Raw genomic sequence first — 15583 nt, 5'->3', positions numbered from 1 at the left:
GCAAGTGCTAGGCTTGGTATTAAAATACCGACATTGAGAGTCGTAGGAGTACGAGTGATCGAGTTGAAGACGCCGGCCGAGATCGACAAGATGCGCGTCACCGGCGCGTTCGTCGCCGAGATCCTCGCCGAGGTCGGGGACATGGCGAAGGTCGGCGTCAACTTGATGGACCTGGAGCACCACGCGCGCCGCCGGGTCGAGGAGCGCGGTGCCCAGTCCTGCTACTGGGACTACTCGCCGTCCTTCGGTGAGGGGCCGTTCCGCAACGTCATCTGCCTGTCGGTCAACGACGCCGTGCTGCACGGTCTCCCGCGCGACTACGCGCTGCGCGACGGCGACGTGCTCACCGCCGACTTCGCGGTGAGCATCGACGGCTGGGTCGCCGACGCCGCCCGCACGGTCATCGTCGGGACCGAGAAGGAGGAGGACCGCAGGCTGGTGCGCTCGACCGAGGAGGCGCTGCGCGCGGCGATCGACGTCGCCAAGTCGGGCAACCGGCTCGGCGACATCTCGGCCGCGATCGAGGCCGTCGCCACCGACTACGGCTACCCGGTCAACACCGAGTTCGGCGGGCACGGTCTCGGTCGCACCATGCACGAGGGCCCGCACGTGTCCAACCGCGGCAAGCCCGGCCGGGGTATGAAGCTGCAGCCGGGTTTGACCATCGCCATCGAGCCCTGGTTCGCGCGCACCACCGCGCGCATCGTCACCGACCCCGACGGCTGGACCCTGCGCTCGGCCGACGGCTCCAACACGGCCCACTCCGAGCACACCGTGGCGATCACCTCCGACGGCCCTCGGATCCTGACCCTTCCCTGACGTCCTCGCGGCGATGACCGCCCGTAATGGCCTGGGTGGCAAATGGGATGTTCGAGACTTCCGGCGACTCCGGGAGTCACGGAATTGTCACCGCGAGTGGTGGTCTCGGGTGGTCTCTCGTGCTTGCGGGGAGGTCAACTACTCCGAACGGGTTGCGTGTGATCGCTCGTTGTTCGGGTAGCGTTCAAGATCGTGGCGGGCGTGATCGAATCGACCGGGGGCGGGTGGCCGTGCCTCGGACCGCGCCCGCGCGAAGTGGTGGCCTGATGTACCGGCCGCATCCGTTCAGCTGGGTGCCCGCCGAGGGGCAGCGCCACGCCACCACCGACGCCAAGCCCCGCCACGGATACCACGGCGTCACCGTGCGCACGCTGTGCTCCAAGGAGGTCACCGCCGACAACTCCGACATCGGCTGGCTGTGGCCCACCTGCCCGTCCTGCAACACCCGAGCGCACGAGCTGGCCGGCGTCCCCGAGGCGGGCGACGGCGCGGAATGACCGCTCCGGCCCCGAGCGCGTCGGGGCCGGCGCGCTCGACGCGATTCAGCGCAGGGTGCGGTGGAAGAGCTCCAGCAGGGCCTCCCAGTGGCGCTGCGCCCCCGCCTCGTCGTAGGCGGCGGTGTCGGCCTGGGTGTAGCCGTGCGGCGCGCCCTCGTAGACCTCGGTGCGGAACCGGACACCGGCCTCGGTCAGCGCCTCGTCGAGCCGCTGGATCTGCTCCGGCGGCAGCGCGTGGTCCTGATCGGCGTGGCCGAAGTACAGCTCAGCGGTGATCTTCCCGGCGACCAGGTGCGGGCTGTCCTCCGCCTCGGTGGCCAGGTTGCCGCCGTGGAAACCGCCCATCGCCGCGACGCGCTCGGGATAGGCACCGGCCGTGCGCAGCGCCATCACCGCGCCCATGCAGTAGCCGGTGATCCCGACCGGTTCACCGGTGGTCAGCGGGCTGTCGGCCAACCACTCCAGGTAGGCCCCGGCGTCGCGCATCGCCAGCTCGGGCGTGAGCTGCTGCATGATCGGGCCGATGGTCTGGAAGATCTCCGGCCGCGCCCCCGGGTCGATGAACTCCGGCAGTTCGAAGACCGGGGTCCGGCCCGCCCGGTAGAAGAGGTTCGGCACCAGCACGGTGAACCCCTCGGCCGCCAGCCGGTCCGCCATGGCGCAGAGGTGCGGCCGCAGCCCGAAGGCATCCATGTAGAACAGCACCGCGGGATGCTTCCCGTCGCCCTCCGGATGTGTGAGGTACGCATCTGCCACGCCGTCCGGCGTGGTGATCTCCACCGTGGTCCCGCGTGCGGCAGTCATCGGGCTGTTCCTCCTCGTGGTTGACGCCGGACCGATCTAAACACTCGTTCACCAGCCGCGACGCGCCGGGATCGGCCGCCGGGCGGAATGCCGGATCTGCCCATCAGCGCCCGTGAATCGCCGATGGATCCGTTCGTCCGGAACCCCGCTGAGCGTCCTCCGTCCACACCGGACGAGGTGGCGCGACTGGAATTGTCGAACGCTCTCGGGCACTCTGTGCTGGTCGAACGTCCGAACATGGGAGTCCTGGGGCTTTGAGCGGCGATGAGCTCGATTTAGAGCAGGAGCACCTGACCGAGTTGTACGCCCACGTGGACGCCCTGCGCGCACAGGCGGCCGCCCGGGTCGAAGCCGGCGGTGATCCCGACACCGTCGCCGTCTGGAAGGCCGAGGTGTCGCGCCTCGACGGGATCGAGCACGGGCTGTGCTTCGGCCGGCTCGACATGAACGACGGGACCAGCGCCTACATCGGCAGGATCGGCGTGTTCCGCGAGTCGGACGACGAGCAGCTGTTGGTCGACTGGCGGGCGCCGCTGGCCCGCGCCTTCTACACCGCCACGGCGGCCGATCCGCAGGGAGTTCGGCGCAGGCGCCGGATCACCACGCGGGGTCGGAACGTGGTGGCCGTCGACGACGAGCTGCTGGACTCCGACGGCACCGAGGAGCACCTGGTCGGCGAGGCCGCGCTCCTGGCGGCCGTGACCGCCGAGCGCACCGGCCGGATGCGCGAGATCGTCACGACCCTGCAGGCCGAGCAGGACGCGATCATCCGCTCGGCGGAGCGCGGTGTCCTGGTCGTGCAGGGCGGGCCGGGCACCGGCAAGACGGCGGTCGCGCTGCACCGCGTCGCCTACCTGCTCTACACCCACGAGCACCTGCGCAACAGGGGAGTGCTGGTGATCGGGCCGAGCCGGATCTTCCTGGACTACATCGGGCAGGTGCTGCCGGGTCTCGGCGAGAACCGGGTGATCGCCTCCACCATCGCCGAACTCGGCGGTGGCCTCGACGCCGACTCCGCCGATCCGGACGCCGAGCGCAAGGGATCGGCACGGATGGCCGAGGAGATCGCCCACGCGATCCGCTCGCGGGTGCGGGTCCCCGAGGAGCCGGTCGAGGTGACCTTCGAAGAGCAGGTGCTGCCGCTGGACCCGGCGACGTGCCGTCGGGCGGTGAGCAAGGCGCGCGAGGCCGCGCTGCCGCACAACCAGGCGCGACTGGTGTTCCAGAACGAGCTCGTCGGCTCGCTCGTGGGCTCGCTCGTCGAGCGGATGGAATCGCTCGTGCTCAGCGAGGACGGTCGTGCCCTGGACGGAGGCAACGCTGACGGACGGCTGAGCACGGCCGACCGCAACGCCCTCTCGGCCGCCGGGGTGATCGTCGATCCCGATGACGACGCCCCTCGGGAGATGATCGACTCCGCCGATCGCGACGCGCTGCGCGCTTCGCTGCTGGCCGACGACGGGGTGCTGGGCGCGCTCGACGAGCTGTGGCCGGAGCTGACGCCCGAGCACGTGGTGACCGACCTGATCGGCGGTGCTCCGCGCACCTCGGCCGACGTGCCGCTGCTCGACGAGGCCGCCGCGCTGCTCGGGCACGACGCGGGCAAGTCCGTGTTCGGCCACGTCGTCATCGATGAGGCGCAGGAGCTTTCGGAGATGCAGTGGCGGATGCTGATGCGCCGCTGCCCCTCCCGGTCGATGACCCTCGTCGGCGATCTCGCGCAGACCGGAAGCCCTTCCGGAGCCAGCTCGTGGGATCAGATGCTGGCGCCGCACGTGGCCGACCGGTGGCGATTGGCCGAGTTGACCGTGAACTACCGGACCCCGTCGGAGATCATGGCCGCGACCGAGGACCTGCTCGCCGGCACCGGTCTGCGTCCGCCGCGCTCGGTCCGTTCCTCCGGCGAGGTTCCGTGGCTGGAGCGGGTTTCCCGCGGATCTCTGGGGGATCTGGTCGGCGAGGTCGTGGCCGAGCACGCCGAGGGTCAGCTCGCCGTGATCGCGCCGCCGGACCTGGTGAGCGAACTCGCCTCGGTGGTGGGCGTGGGGCTGCCGGTCGACCTGACCGACTCGGTCGTGGTGCTGGAACCGGGCCAGGCCAAGGGCCTGGAGTTCGACTCGGTGCTGATCGTGGAGCCCGCCGGGATCCTCGGGGACGGCGGTTTCGGGCGCAGCGATCTCTACGTGTCGATGACGCGCGCGACCCGGAGGCTGGGTGTGGTCTGCGCGGACTCGGTTCCCGACACGTTGGCGGGGATGGCCTCCCGCGAGCCCGCATCGGCGGCGAGCTGAAAAGCGCGTCGCATCAGCCGCTTTCGGCTCGTACTAGATCACCCCATCCAGCGATCGCCATTCGCTCGCATTTTCGAACGGCTGGTTGCACCATGGGTGCATGAGTTCGACACGACGACGTGGGCGGGATCCCACGGGAGCGATGACGCGATGACAGCGGACACGACGACGCCGGTCGCCCCGGCACGCCCTCGCGGCCTTGTTGTTTGACAACTCCAGAACGGACAGGGGTTTCAGCTGCGACCCCACGCCTTGTTCACCGAGTCGACGATGTGCTGGTACCCGGTGCAGCGGCAGATGTTGCCGCCCAGGAGTTCCCGGATGTCGTCGTCGGTCGGGTGGTCCTCCGGTGCGGCCGCGACCAGCGTCGTGAGCAGGCCCGGAGTGCAGAAACCGCACTGCAATCCGTGGCACTCCTTGAACGCCTGCTGCATCGGGCTCAACCCGGTCTCCGGCGTGAGGCCCTCGACGGTGGTGATCTCGCAGCCGTCGGCCTGCACCGCGAGGGTGATGCAGGACCGCGCGGGCTCACCGTCGATGAGCACGGTGCACGCGCCGCAGATCCCGTGCTCGCAGCCGGCGTGGGTGCCGGTGAGCGCCAGGTCGTCGCGCAGGAAGTCGACCAGCAACCGCCGGGCGGGCACCGGGCGCCGGATCTCGCGGCCGTTGACCGTCAGCGAGATGTCGCAGCTCGCGGTGGGGGTGTCAGGCATGGGGGATCTGCTCCAGGGCTCGCCGGGTGGCCGCGCGCAGGGCGGCACGGCGGGTTTCGGGGTCGGCGTGCACGTCTTCGGGCGGTTCGACCGACTCCGCTGCGGCGTCGGCGGCGTCGTCGATCGACCCCGCCGTGAGCGGACGGCCCAGCAGCTCCTGCTCGGCGGTGGGAAGTCGGCGGACGGTGCCCGCGACGCCCAGCGCGGCGAGCTGGGCCCGGGCGACCTCGGACCCGTCGAGCTCGACGACGGCCGCCAGTCCGGCGAGGGCGAAATCGCCTGCGCGGTGGGTGATCTCGGCGAACCCGTGACGGGCGCTCGGTCGGATCGGCCAGCGGGTCTCGGTGATGATCTCGGCCGGACGCAGCGCCGTCTGGTACGGGGCCACGAACAGTTCGGTGGCCGGGATCGAGCGGCGGCCGTCCGGACCGGTGGCCACCACCTCGGCGTCGAGCGCGAGGGCCGCGGCGCAGAGCTCGGCCGCCGGGTCGGCGTGCGCCAGCGAGCCGCCGACGGTGCCGCGGGTGCGGATCTGGTGGTGGCCGACGTGGCGCAGCGCGTCCACCAGCAGCGGGCAGGTTCGTGCGACCAGGGGCGAGGTTTCGACCGCGCGCTGGCGGGTGGCGGGCCCGATCACCAGCTCCTCGCCGTCGCGGTGCAGGTCGGCCATGCCGGGCAGGCGGGTGATGTCGACCAGCGCGCTGGGCCGGGCCAGCCGGAAGTTCATCATCGGCAGCAGGCTCTGCCCACCGGCGAGGAGCCTGGCGTCCTCGTCGGCGGCCAGCAGCGCGATCGCGTCGGTGACGGTGCCCGGCCGGACGTAGTCGAACGGCGGCGGCTTCACGAGCGGGCCTCCTCGATCAGGCGGCGCACCACACGTGGGGTCAGCGGGGTGGTGTCGATCCCGGTGACGCCCAGCGGTTCGAGGGCGTTCTCGACCGCCCCGGCGATCGCCGCGGGTGGTCCGATGATGCCGGCCTCGCCCGCTCCCTTGGCGCCGAACGGGGTCTCCGGAGCGGGACCGCCCAACTCCTCGACGAGCATCGAGGGGATCTCGCGGGCGCTGGGCAGCAGGTATTCCGAGAACGTGGTGGCCAGCGGCTGTCCGTCCTCGTAGGGGAGTTGTTCGTAGAGCGTTCCGCCGATGCCCTGCGCGACCCCGCCGTGGATCTGGCCCGCGACGGTCAGCGGGTTGATGACCCGGCCGCAGTCGTGCACCACGGCGTAGCGCACCACCTCGACGACACCGGTGTCGGCGTCGACGCGGACGACGGCGGCGTGAGTGGCGTTGGTGTAGCTGGCGGCGGCGTTCATCTTGCCGTCGGGACGCGGCACGTGATCGAGGCCGGGCGGCTCGTAAACGGCGCGCGCCTCCAGTCCCGGCTCGACGCCCGGTGGGAGCTCGAAGGTCCGGTTCAGGGCCGATTGGGCCACCTGGGCCCAGGAGACCGAGCTGCCGGGACTGCCCCGGACCTGGAAACGCCCCTCGGTGAGTTCCAGGTCGTCCGGGGACGCCTCCAGGAGGTGCGCGGCGATGTCGGTGCCCTTGCGCCGCAACACCTCTGATGCGCGTTCGATGGCTCCGCCGGCCACGAGCGTGCCGCGGCTCGCCCAGCTGCCGAGGCCGAACGGAGCCGTGTCGGTGTCGCCCATGACGACCCGGACCTGCTCGATCGGGATCGACAGCGACTCGGCGACGAGCGTGGCGACCATGGTGTGGGTGCCTTGACCCATCGCCGAGATCCCGACGGCCACGGTGACGCCGCCGTCGGAGTCGAAGCGGACGTCCGCCGAGTCCTGGCTGCTCCAGGTTCCGGTGATGGAGAACGTGGTGGAGGCGACGCCCTCGACGTAGGTGGCGTAGCCGACGCCCAGGTGCGTTCCGGGTTCGGCGGTGGAGCGCTCCTCGGCCAGCATCCGCTCGCCCAGCTCCACGGCGCGTTCGAACGCCTCGCGGTGGGTGCCGGACACCAGCCGAGCACCCGCGGCGGTCTCGTAGGGCAGGTCGTGCGGGGTGAGGATCATCCGGCGTCGCAGCTCCAGCGGGTCGATGCCCAGCTCGCGTCCGATCTTGTCGACCAGCCGCTCGATCGCGAAGGTCCCCTCCGGGGCGCCGAAACCCCGGTACCCGCCGGTCGGCGTCTTGTTGGTGACTACGCCCTGCACCGCGATGGCCTGGTGCGGGATCCGATAGGGCCCGCACAGCGAGCCGACCGCGACCAGGCTGGGCCCGTACCCGGCGGGGAAGATCTCGCCGGATCCGAGGTCGGTGCGCACCCGGCCGCGCAGCGCGGCGATCGTGCCGTCCTCGCGGACGGCCGCCGACAGGTCGATCCTGGTGTCGCGAGCGTGGGTGGCGGCGATCAGGTGCTCGTGCTGGTCCTCGATCCACCGGACCGGGCGGCGCAACCGCATCGCCAGCCACGGGACGAGGTATTCCTCCGGGTAGATCTCGTTCTTCTGCCCGAACCCTCCACCGAGGTCCGGCGTGATGACCCGGATGTCGCGCTCCGGCATGCCCAGCACGGTGGCGAGCATGGCGCGCACGACGTAGGCCGCCTGGGTCGAGGTCCACACGGTCAGCCGGTCGTCGCGGAACTCGGCCACCACCCCGCGTCCTTCGAGCGGCACCGCCGAGTGGCGGTTCGTGGTGAACGTTCCGCTGACGGTGCGGAGCCGCTCGAACGCGGCGTCCACCTCGGCGTTGTCGGGCTCGACCGACAGCAGCAGGTTGTCGCCCCAATCCGGGTACAGCAGCGCGGTGTCGGGGGAGAGGGCATCGTCGACGGTGTCCACGGTGGGCAGAGGTTGCAGATCCGCGTCGACGAGTTCGGCGGCGTCCTCGGCGAGGTAGCGGTCGTCGGCGACCACGACGGCCAGCGGGCAGCCGACGTAGCGGACCCGGTCGCGCGCGAGCGGAAAGTGCCGCACCGCCCGCACCCACGGCATCCGGTCGGGTACCGCGTCGAGGTCCAGGTCCGCTCCGTCGAACACCCCGTGCACACCGGGTGAGGCGAGCGCGGCGCTCTTGTCGACGCCCCGCACCAGGGCGTGCGGGGCGTCGCTTCGCACGAAGGCGGCTTCCACCATGCCCGGCAGCACGACGTCGGCCACGTAGCGGCCTCGGCCGGTGAGCAGCCTGTCGTCCTCGACGCGCGGTGTGCGAACGCCCAGCAGAGTGGGCCGCCCGCCCTGCATCGCCTGCATCAGACCTCCCCAGTGGTCCCGCCGGACGGCTCGGGTGATGGCAGTCACAGCGGTGGGCTCACGGTAGCCTGCTGCAGCTCCGGGGACGTGCGCAATCCTCCGGATGGACGGCACCCGGGGATGCGCGCTCAGCTCAGGGCCTTGGCCAGTCGGCGCAGTCCCTCGGCGATGGCGTCGGGGGCGAAGGTGGTGAACGACAACCGCATCGTCGCGCGGTCGGGTTCGCCCACCTGGAACGCCGATCCGGGCACGAACGCCACGTCGTGGCGCAGCGCCTCCTGCAGCACCTCGGCGGTGTCGACCTCCCCGGGAAGCCGCACCCACACGAACATCCCGCCCTCAGGTTCGGTGATCTCGGTGCCCGGCGGGGTGATCTCGCGCAGTCCGGTCAGCATCGCGTCCCGCCGCTCCCGGTATGTCTCGCGCAGCACGCGCACCCGCGCGTCGAGATCAGCGGTCGCGAGGTATTCGGCCGCGGCGGCCTGATCGATCGTGGAGGTGTGCAGGTCGGCGGCCTGCTTGAGGATCGTGAGCTGCTGCCGCAGCTGCGCGGGCGCGCGCAACCAGCCCACCCGCATGCCCGGCGAGACGATCTTGGAGAAGCTGCCGAGGTAGATCGACCGGTCCGGCACGCGCGCGGACAACGGGCTCACCGGCCGTCCGCTGTACCGCAGTTCGCCGTAGGGATCGTCCTCGATCAGCCAGAAGTCGTGCCGCGCGGCGATGTCGGCGATCCGGTCGCGCCGCGCTTCGCCGATCGTGCGGCCAGTGGGGTTGGAGAACGTCGGCACCAGGTACAGCAGCGCCGGGCGTTCGTTCGCGGCGATGCGCTCCAGCGCATCGGGATCGATGCCCTCCGCGTCGGAGGGCACGGGCACGATCCGGGCCTGCGCGAGCTGGAAGCACTGCACGGCCGAGAGGTAGACGGGTTCTTCCACCAGCACCACGGCGCCGGGGTCCAGCAGCGCCGAGGCGACCAGGTTCAGGCCCTGCTGGGAACCGGTGGTGACCAGCAGGTCCTCGCATCCGGTGGGCAGGCCCTGGCGGGTGAGGCGGGCGGCCACGATCTCCCGCAGCGCCGGGTCGCCTTCGGTGGGCGAGTACTGCAGCGCGCGGGTGGCATCGGGCTCGGCGAGGGCGCGCGCGAACGCGGCGCGCAGCCCGTTGGTGTCGAACAGCTCCGGGGCGGGAAGCCCGCCGGCGAAGGAGATCACACCGGGTCGGCGGGTCAGCGCGAGCAGGTCGCGCACCGGTGAGCTGGTGACCCTGTCCATCCGGCTGGCACGGGCTGAAGAAGGCATGAGGGCTCCCTGGAACGACAGGCGATGACGAGAAGCGGGGCGTCGGGCCGCAGTGTTGCCGCTGGCGCGCCTCACGGAACGGCTTCGCTGTTCGAGGAGCCGAGCGAAATTCTAAGGCACCGGATTCAACCGGTCACCCGAATTTGGCGCGGCTCACTCGGAGAGGACCCCGAACGGAATAGTTGCGTAACGAAACGATTCGATGTGATCCGGAAACCGCCCCCGTGGTGCGACCATGCGGAAAGGCGAGCGATTCTGGAGGAAGTCTCAGTGCCACTACCCGTCGAGGTCGGGATCGGTACCCGCACCAGGATCGGCTACTCGTTCGGCTCGCTGGTCACAGGCTCGTTCTCCACCGTGCCCGGTCTGCTCCTGCTGCCGTACCTGACCGACACCCTGGGCGTCCCCAGCGCGATCGCCGGCGCCATCGTGCTGCTGCCGAAGGTGTGGGACGTGGTGTTCAACCCGATCGCCGGGAGGTTGTCGGACGCGAGCCTCGTGCGCCACGGCAGCCGACGGCCGTTCCTGCTCTTCGGCGGCCTGGCCGTCGCGGTGCTGTTCGCGGGCATCTTCGCCCACCCCGGCTTCGGTGACACGGCGCTGGACGCCGGTTACGTGATGGTCCTGTACCTGCTGTGCGCCACCGCGTTCGGGCTGTTCCAGGTGCCCTTCAACGCGCTGCCCGCCGAACTCACCGCCTCCTACGGCGAGCGCACGCGGCTCACCAGCTGGCGGATGGGATTCCTGGCGGTGGCGGTGCTGCTGGCCGGAGGCGGCGCGCCGGGCATCGTCAACGGCATCGGCGGAGTGGCCGGCTACCGGGTGATGGGCGTGGTGATCGGGCTGGTGATCCTGCTCGGGGCGGTGCTCATGGTCCTGGGCATCCGCGACGCGCCGGTCGGTCAGCGGCGACCCGGCGCGCAGGGGTGGCGCGACCTGGTGAGCACGATGCGGCGGTGGCGTTCGTTCCGGCGCTTGGTGCTGGCCTACTCGGTGCAGGCCCTCGGACTGGCGACCCTGCTTGCCGGTGTCAGCTACGCGTCCCGGTACGTCTTCGGCGATCCGGCGGTGCAGACCTGGCTGTTCGCCGGGTTCGTCCTCCCGGCCCTGATGACGATGCCGCTGTGGCCGAGGATCGGCGAACGCCAGGGCAAGCTGTGGGGATTCCGCGCCGCCTGCCTCACCTTCGGCGTGGGCTGCGCCGGTCTCTGCGCGGCGCTGGTGCTTCCGGTGGGCGTGTCCTTCGTCTTCGTCGCGCTCGCCGGAGTCGGCTACGCGGGCATCCAGGTGTTCCCGCTGGCGATCATGCCGGACCTGATCACGGCGGAGGAGGAGCGGACCGGCGAGACCCGGGCAGGCGTGGCGGCCGGGGTGTGGACCGGCGCGGAGACCTTGGGCATGGCCCTCGGTCCGGGGCTCTTCGGCCTGGTGCTCGGAATCGGCGGCTACGTGTCCGGTGTGGACGGTGTGGTGCCGCAGCCGGGCAGCGCGGTGACCGCGATCGTGCTCGGCTTCTCGCTGCTGCCGGGCGCGCTGGTGCTGCTGGGATTGCCGCTGCTGCGGCGTGACGTGCTGGAGGGACGATGAGGTCCGCCGAAGAAGTCCTCGCCGAGCTGCGCGCGCTTCGCACCGCAGACGTCCCCACCCACGGCGGGCACACCCTGGCCTACGTCTACGACAGCGGGCTCGACGGGCTCGATGAGCTCGCGGCCGCAGCGCACGCGCTGGCCTCCAGTGCCAACGGCCTCGACCCGACGGCGTTCCCCAGCCTGCTGCGCATGGAGAACGACCTGGTCGCCGCCGCGTCCCGGCTGCTGGGCGGCACGGAGCGCACGGTCGGCTCGGTGACCTCGGGTGGCACGGAGTCCTGCATGCTCGCGGTCCTGGCGGCGCGCGAGGGAAACCCCGGTGTCACCGAGCCGACCGTGGTGCTGCCCTCCACGGCGCACGCCGCGTTCCACAAGGCCGCGCACCTGTTCCGAGTCCGCCCGGTGGTGGTGCCGGTCGATCCGACGTCCTTCCGCGCCGACCCGTCGTCGATGGCCGAGACCATCGACGAGAACACGGTGCTGGTGGTCGCCAGCGCCCCGTCGTACGCGCACGGCGTCCTGGACCCGATAGCCGAGATCGCCGCCGTCGCGGCGGCGCGCGGGGTGCGGATGCACGTCGACGCCTGCATCGGCGGCTGGGTGCTGCCCCACTTCCGGCGGCTGGGAAAGGCGGTGCCGGAGTTCGGCTTCGCGGTCGACGGCGTCACCAGCGTGTCGGTCGACCTGCACAAGTACGCGTACTGCCCGAAGGGCACGTCGGTGCTGCTGCACGCCGACGCCGAACTGCGCCGGGGCCACTTCTTCGCCGGCGCCGGGTGGCCCGGGTACACGATGCTGAACTCGACGCTGCAATCCACTCGCTCCGGCGGGCCTCTGGCCGCGGCTTGGGCGGTGGTGCAACACCTCGGCGACGACGGGTACCTCGCGCTCGCGCAGGCGTCGCTGGACGCGGTGGAGAAGATGTGGGCGGAGATCGCCGCCGTCGGCGGCGTGCGGCTGCTCGCCGAACCCGACTCCACGCTGCTCGCGCTGACCACCGACGACGGGATCGACCTGTTCACCGTGGCCGACGAGATGAAGGCGCGCGGCTGGTACGTGCAACCGCAGTTCGCCCACGAGAGCTCGCCCGCGAACCTCCACCTCACGATCACGCCCGCCAACCGGGGCGACGAGGCCGAATTCGGTGCCGCTCTGCGGGAATCGGTCGCCGACGCCCGGGCTGCGGGTCCGGTGGAGGTCGAGGAGAGCATCGCGGCGTTCCTCGCCGACCTCGACCCGGACGCGCTCTCGCAGGAGGAGTTCGGCGACCTGCTCGCAACAGCGGGCATGGGCGGTGGCGCGGGCCTGCCCGAGCGCATGGCCGAGATCAACGCGATGCTCGCGATCGCGCGCCCGAAGCTGCGGGAACGCCTCCTGCAGGAGTTCCTCGGTCTGCTCTACCGCCCGTCCTAGCGCTCGAAGTGGGCGCGGCGGAGGTGCTCGACGATCAGGTCGTAGGTCTCGCGCGCCAGATCGTCACCGGCTCCGAGCTGGTCGTAGCCGTGATCGACACCGGGGATGTCGCGGTGTTCGAGCAGCACCCCGGCGTGACGCAACGCCTCGGCGTAGCGCAGCCCTTCGGCGTTGAGCAGGTCGAGCTCGGTGGTGATCAGCAGCGCAGGTGCCGTCCCGGCCAGGTCCGCGCCGTTGTCGCCGTACGCGGGCGAGGCCAGCGGGTCGAGGCCGAGCGCCTTGTCGGGCAGGTAGGAGTTGTGGAACACCGCGGACATCCACGGTTTCAGGAACGGTGGCTCGGTCCGGTCGCGAGCGCTGAGCTTGTCCTGCGTCGAGGTCACCAGGTCCAGCGACGGGTAGTGCAGCACCTGCAGTGCCAGGTGCGGGCCACCCGCGTCGCGCGCCTGCCGGGCCGCGGCCGTGGCCAGCGAACCACCCGCGCTCGCCCCGCCGATGCTGAGCCGCTCCGGATCGACGCCGAGCGCTCCGGCGTGCTCGGCCGCCCAGCGCGTCACCTCGAAGCACGCCTTCGGCGGGATCGGGAACGGGTGCTGCGGCGCGACCGGGTAGTCGACGTTGAGCACCGCGACCCCGGCGCGGGCCGCGAGGTAGCGGCACAACGGATCGTCCTGCTCGGGGTAGCGGATGATGAATCCGCCGCCGTGCAGGTTGATGTGCAGCGGCGGGACGTCGCCGCTCGCCGGCAGGTACAGCGTCGCGGGCACCACGCCGTAGGCGGTGGGGACCTCGATCCGGCGGGTCGCGCACGTGATGTCGGTGAACCGGCGCCGGCGGTTGAGGCGCGGGGCCAGCGACGTGACGCCCTGGATCAACGCGGCGGCGACGCGCGTGACGAGGGGATGGCTGAGCACGGGCATGGTGATCACGCTAGTCACCGGTCGTCCGCGAGGGGAGTGGTCACCGGCTTCGCGGTGTTGTTGTCGGGTCCGCGATCAGCTGAGTACCGTCGAGGCGGGGGGACCGATGTCCAGGGGGACGCGCACGTGAACATCGACGACGCCGGCCTGACGCTCGCCGATCCGACCGCCTACGCCGACGACCGGCGGCTGCACGCCGCGCTGAGCGCGCTGCGGCGCGAAGACCCGGTGCACCGGGTCGATCCGCTGCCCGCGTTCAACCCGTTCTGGGCGGTGACCCGGCATGCCGACGTGGTCGAGGTCGAGCGGCAGCACGAGACGTTCATCAACGAGCCGCGACCGATCCTGGTGAGCGCGGCGCAGGACCGCTACACCGCCGAGCACGGCCGGATGCTGCGCACGCTGGTCCACCTCGACGATCCCGAGCACAAGGCGCTGAGATCGGTCGTGGCCGACTGGTTCCGGCCCCGAGCGCTGCGGAAGATCGAGGTGGACGTCCGGCGCCTGGCGAAGCGCTCCGTGGACAAGATGGCCGAACTGGGCGGCGAGTGCGACTTCGCGCAGGAGATCGCGGTCGACTACCCGCTCTACGTGATCCTCTCGCTGCTGGGCCTGCCGGAGTCGGACTTCCCCCGGATCCTGCAGCTGACCCAGGAGCTGTTCGGCAGCGACGACGCCGAGCTGCGGCGCGGCCGGTCACCGGAGGAGCTGCTGCAGGTCCTGCTGGACTTCTTCGACTACTTCAACCGGATCACCGCGGACCGGCGCGCCAACCCGACCGACGACCTGGCTTCGACGATCGCCAACGCGCGCATCGACGGCGAACACCTCTCCGATTCCGACGCGGCCTCCCAGTACGTCATCATCGCGACTGCGGGGCACGACACGACCAGCTCCACGATCGCCGGCGGCCTGCAGGCGCTGGTGGCTCACCCGGGCGAGCTGGAGCGGCTGCGACGGGATCCGGAGCTGATCCCCTCCGCGGTCGAGGAGATGATCCGCTGGGTCACGCCCGTCAAGGAGTTCATGCGCACCGCGACGACCGACTACGCGCTGGGCGGCAAGCGCATCGAGGCGGGTGAGTCGCTGCTGCTGTGCTACCCGTCGGCGAACCGCGACGAGGCGGTGTTCGACGACCCGTTCCGGTTCGACGTCGGCCGTGATCCGAACCGCCACCTGTCGTTCGGATTCGGCGCTCACGTCTGCCTCGGCGCGACCCTGGCCCGGATGGAGGCGCGGGCGTTCTTCGCTGAGCTGGTGCCTCGCCTGCAGCGGGTGGAACCGGCGGGGGAGCCGGAGTGGAGCGACACCACGTTCGTCGGCGGGCTCAAGCACCTGCCGCTGCGTTACCGCATCACGTGAGCCCGCGCAGGGTGGCGGGTGTGACGCGCGTGGCCGGATACTGTCGTCGGGACGCGTGGCGGCGGACCCCGAAGCGTGCTGCCCGAGGCGATCACCCGGAGTAGCGAGATGGTGTGAAGTCTTGGCACAGCAAGGTTTTTGATCTGAATGCGGTCCCTGGAACTGCCGTAGCTTTCGGGGACATGACCCCGAAGACAACGCTGTCCGCAGTCGCAGCCGCCCTGTTGATCGGTGCCGGGATGAGCGCCGCAGCGGTGTCCATGTCGGCGGCCCCGGCGCCCCCGGTGGAGGACGAGGTCGTGGCGCTGGTCAACAAGGCCCGGGCAGGGGCGGGGTGCGCCCCGCTCACCGTCGACGGTCGGCTGACCAAGGCCGCCACCGAGCACAGCGCCGACATGGCCCGTCGCGGCTACTTCAGCCACACCACGCCCGAAGGCGTCACCTTCGGCGAGCGGGTGCGGGCCGCCGGCTACCCCTCGCCCGGTGCCGAGAACATCGCCCGCGGCCACACCAGCGCGGACCAGGTCGTCGACGGCTGGCTGAAATCCCGCGGCCACCGCAAGAACATCATGAACTGCTCGCTGCGCACCATCGGCGTCGGTGTCGAGCACAACGGCAACTACTGGACCCAGGACTTCGGCCGCTGAGAGCTGTTCAGGAAGTGCCT

At 71.1% G+C, this 15583-nt stretch carries 13 protein-coding genes; 7 read left to right on the top strand and 6 right to left on the bottom strand.

The genetic code is table 11. The annotated features are described in order from the left end of the window. The first annotated feature begins 54 nt into the window (after nucleotides 1–54). Nucleotides 55–819 (top strand): type I methionyl aminopeptidase, encoded by a 765-nt coding sequence (gene map / locus E1181_RS08730; protein ID WP_132673454.1) that lies wholly within the window; start codon nucleotides 55–57, stop codon nucleotides 817–819. Nucleotides 820–1085: 266 nt separating this feature from the next. Next, the gene (locus E1181_RS08725) at nucleotides 1086–1316 is read left to right on the top strand and encodes a zinc finger protein (RefSeq protein ID WP_132673453.1); all 231 of its coding nucleotides are present in this window, start codon (nucleotides 1086–1088) and stop codon (nucleotides 1314–1316) included. Nucleotides 1317–1361: 45 nt separating this feature from the next. On the opposite strand, the gene E1181_RS08720 is transcribed toward E1181_RS08725, so the two are convergent. Then, a complete protein-coding gene (locus E1181_RS08720; RefSeq protein WP_132673452.1) occupies nucleotides 1362–2120 on the bottom strand; it encodes a dienelactone hydrolase family protein in 759 nt (252 codons plus the stop codon). Between the two features lie 254 nt (nucleotides 2121–2374). On the opposite strand from E1181_RS08720, the gene E1181_RS08715 reads away from it, so the two are divergent. Further along, nucleotides 2375–4411 (top strand): HelD family protein, encoded by a 2037-nt coding sequence (locus E1181_RS08715; protein ID WP_132673451.1) that lies wholly within the window; start codon nucleotides 2375–2377, stop codon nucleotides 4409–4411. 233 nt (nucleotides 4412–4644) lie between these two features. Here the strand turns inward: E1181_RS08715 and E1181_RS08710 are convergent, their stop codons facing one another. The 4 genes from E1181_RS08710 to E1181_RS08690 all read right to left on the bottom strand — a co-directional run bounded on the left by E1181_RS08710 (nucleotide 4645) and on the right by E1181_RS08690 (nucleotide 9632). Next, nucleotides 4645–5124 (bottom strand): (2Fe-2S)-binding protein, encoded by a 480-nt coding sequence (locus E1181_RS08710; protein ID WP_132673450.1) that lies wholly within the window; start codon nucleotides 5122–5124, stop codon nucleotides 4645–4647. Continuing rightward, nucleotides 5117–5968, bottom strand: coding sequence for an FAD binding domain-containing protein (locus E1181_RS31350; RefSeq protein WP_165944554.1), 852 nt, complete (start codon nucleotides 5966–5968; stop codon nucleotides 5117–5119). The genes E1181_RS08710 and E1181_RS31350 overlap by 8 nt, the downstream gene beginning before the upstream one ends. After that, nucleotides 5965–8331: a xanthine dehydrogenase family protein molybdopterin-binding subunit gene (locus E1181_RS08695; protein ID WP_132673448.1), complete on the bottom strand. Its 2367-nt coding sequence runs from the start codon at nucleotides 8329–8331 to the stop codon at nucleotides 5965–5967. The genes E1181_RS31350 and E1181_RS08695 overlap by 4 nt, the downstream gene beginning before the upstream one ends. Nucleotides 8332–8459: 128 nt before the next feature. Then, nucleotides 8460–9632: an aminotransferase-like domain-containing protein gene (locus E1181_RS08690; protein ID WP_235876631.1), complete on the bottom strand. Its 1173-nt coding sequence runs from the start codon at nucleotides 9630–9632 to the stop codon at nucleotides 8460–8462. 270 nt (nucleotides 9633–9902) lie between these two features. On the opposite strand from E1181_RS08690, the gene E1181_RS08685 reads away from it, so the two are divergent. After that, complete coding sequence (locus E1181_RS08685; protein ID WP_235876630.1) at nucleotides 9903–11219, top strand: MFS transporter; 1317 nt, start codon at nucleotides 9903–9905, stop codon at nucleotides 11217–11219. Next, nucleotides 11216–12634, top strand: coding sequence for a pyridoxal phosphate-dependent decarboxylase family protein (locus E1181_RS08680; RefSeq protein ID WP_132673446.1), 1419 nt, complete (start codon nucleotides 11216–11218; stop codon nucleotides 12632–12634). The genes E1181_RS08685 and E1181_RS08680 overlap by 4 nt, the downstream gene beginning before the upstream one ends. Here the strand turns inward: E1181_RS08680 and E1181_RS08675 are convergent. Then, nucleotides 12631–13572: an alpha/beta hydrolase gene (locus E1181_RS08675; protein WP_235876629.1), complete on the bottom strand. Its 942-nt coding sequence runs from the start codon at nucleotides 13570–13572 to the stop codon at nucleotides 12631–12633. The genes E1181_RS08680 and E1181_RS08675 overlap by 4 nt on opposite strands. A 108-nt stretch (nucleotides 13573–13680) precedes the next feature. Here E1181_RS08675 and E1181_RS08670 point away from each other — a divergent pair, with 108 nt between their 5' ends. Then, nucleotides 13681–14916: a cytochrome P450 gene (locus E1181_RS08670; RefSeq protein WP_235876628.1), complete on the top strand. Its 1236-nt coding sequence runs from the start codon at nucleotides 13681–13683 to the stop codon at nucleotides 14914–14916. Nucleotides 14917–15098: 182 nt separating this feature from the next. Next, nucleotides 15099–15563, top strand: a complete 465-nt coding sequence (locus tag E1181_RS08665) for a CAP domain-containing protein (protein WP_132673444.1) — start codon at nucleotides 15099–15101, stop codon at nucleotides 15561–15563. The last annotated feature ends 20 nt before the right edge of the window (nucleotides 15564–15583 follow it).

It is taken from the genome of Saccharopolyspora terrae, from assembly GCF_004348435.1.
Lineage (GTDB): Bacteria > Actinomycetota > Actinomycetes > Mycobacteriales > Pseudonocardiaceae > Saccharopolyspora > Saccharopolyspora endophytica.
Note: the sequence above shows the minus strand (reverse complement) of the source record. Positions and strands in the feature narration are given on the sequence as shown.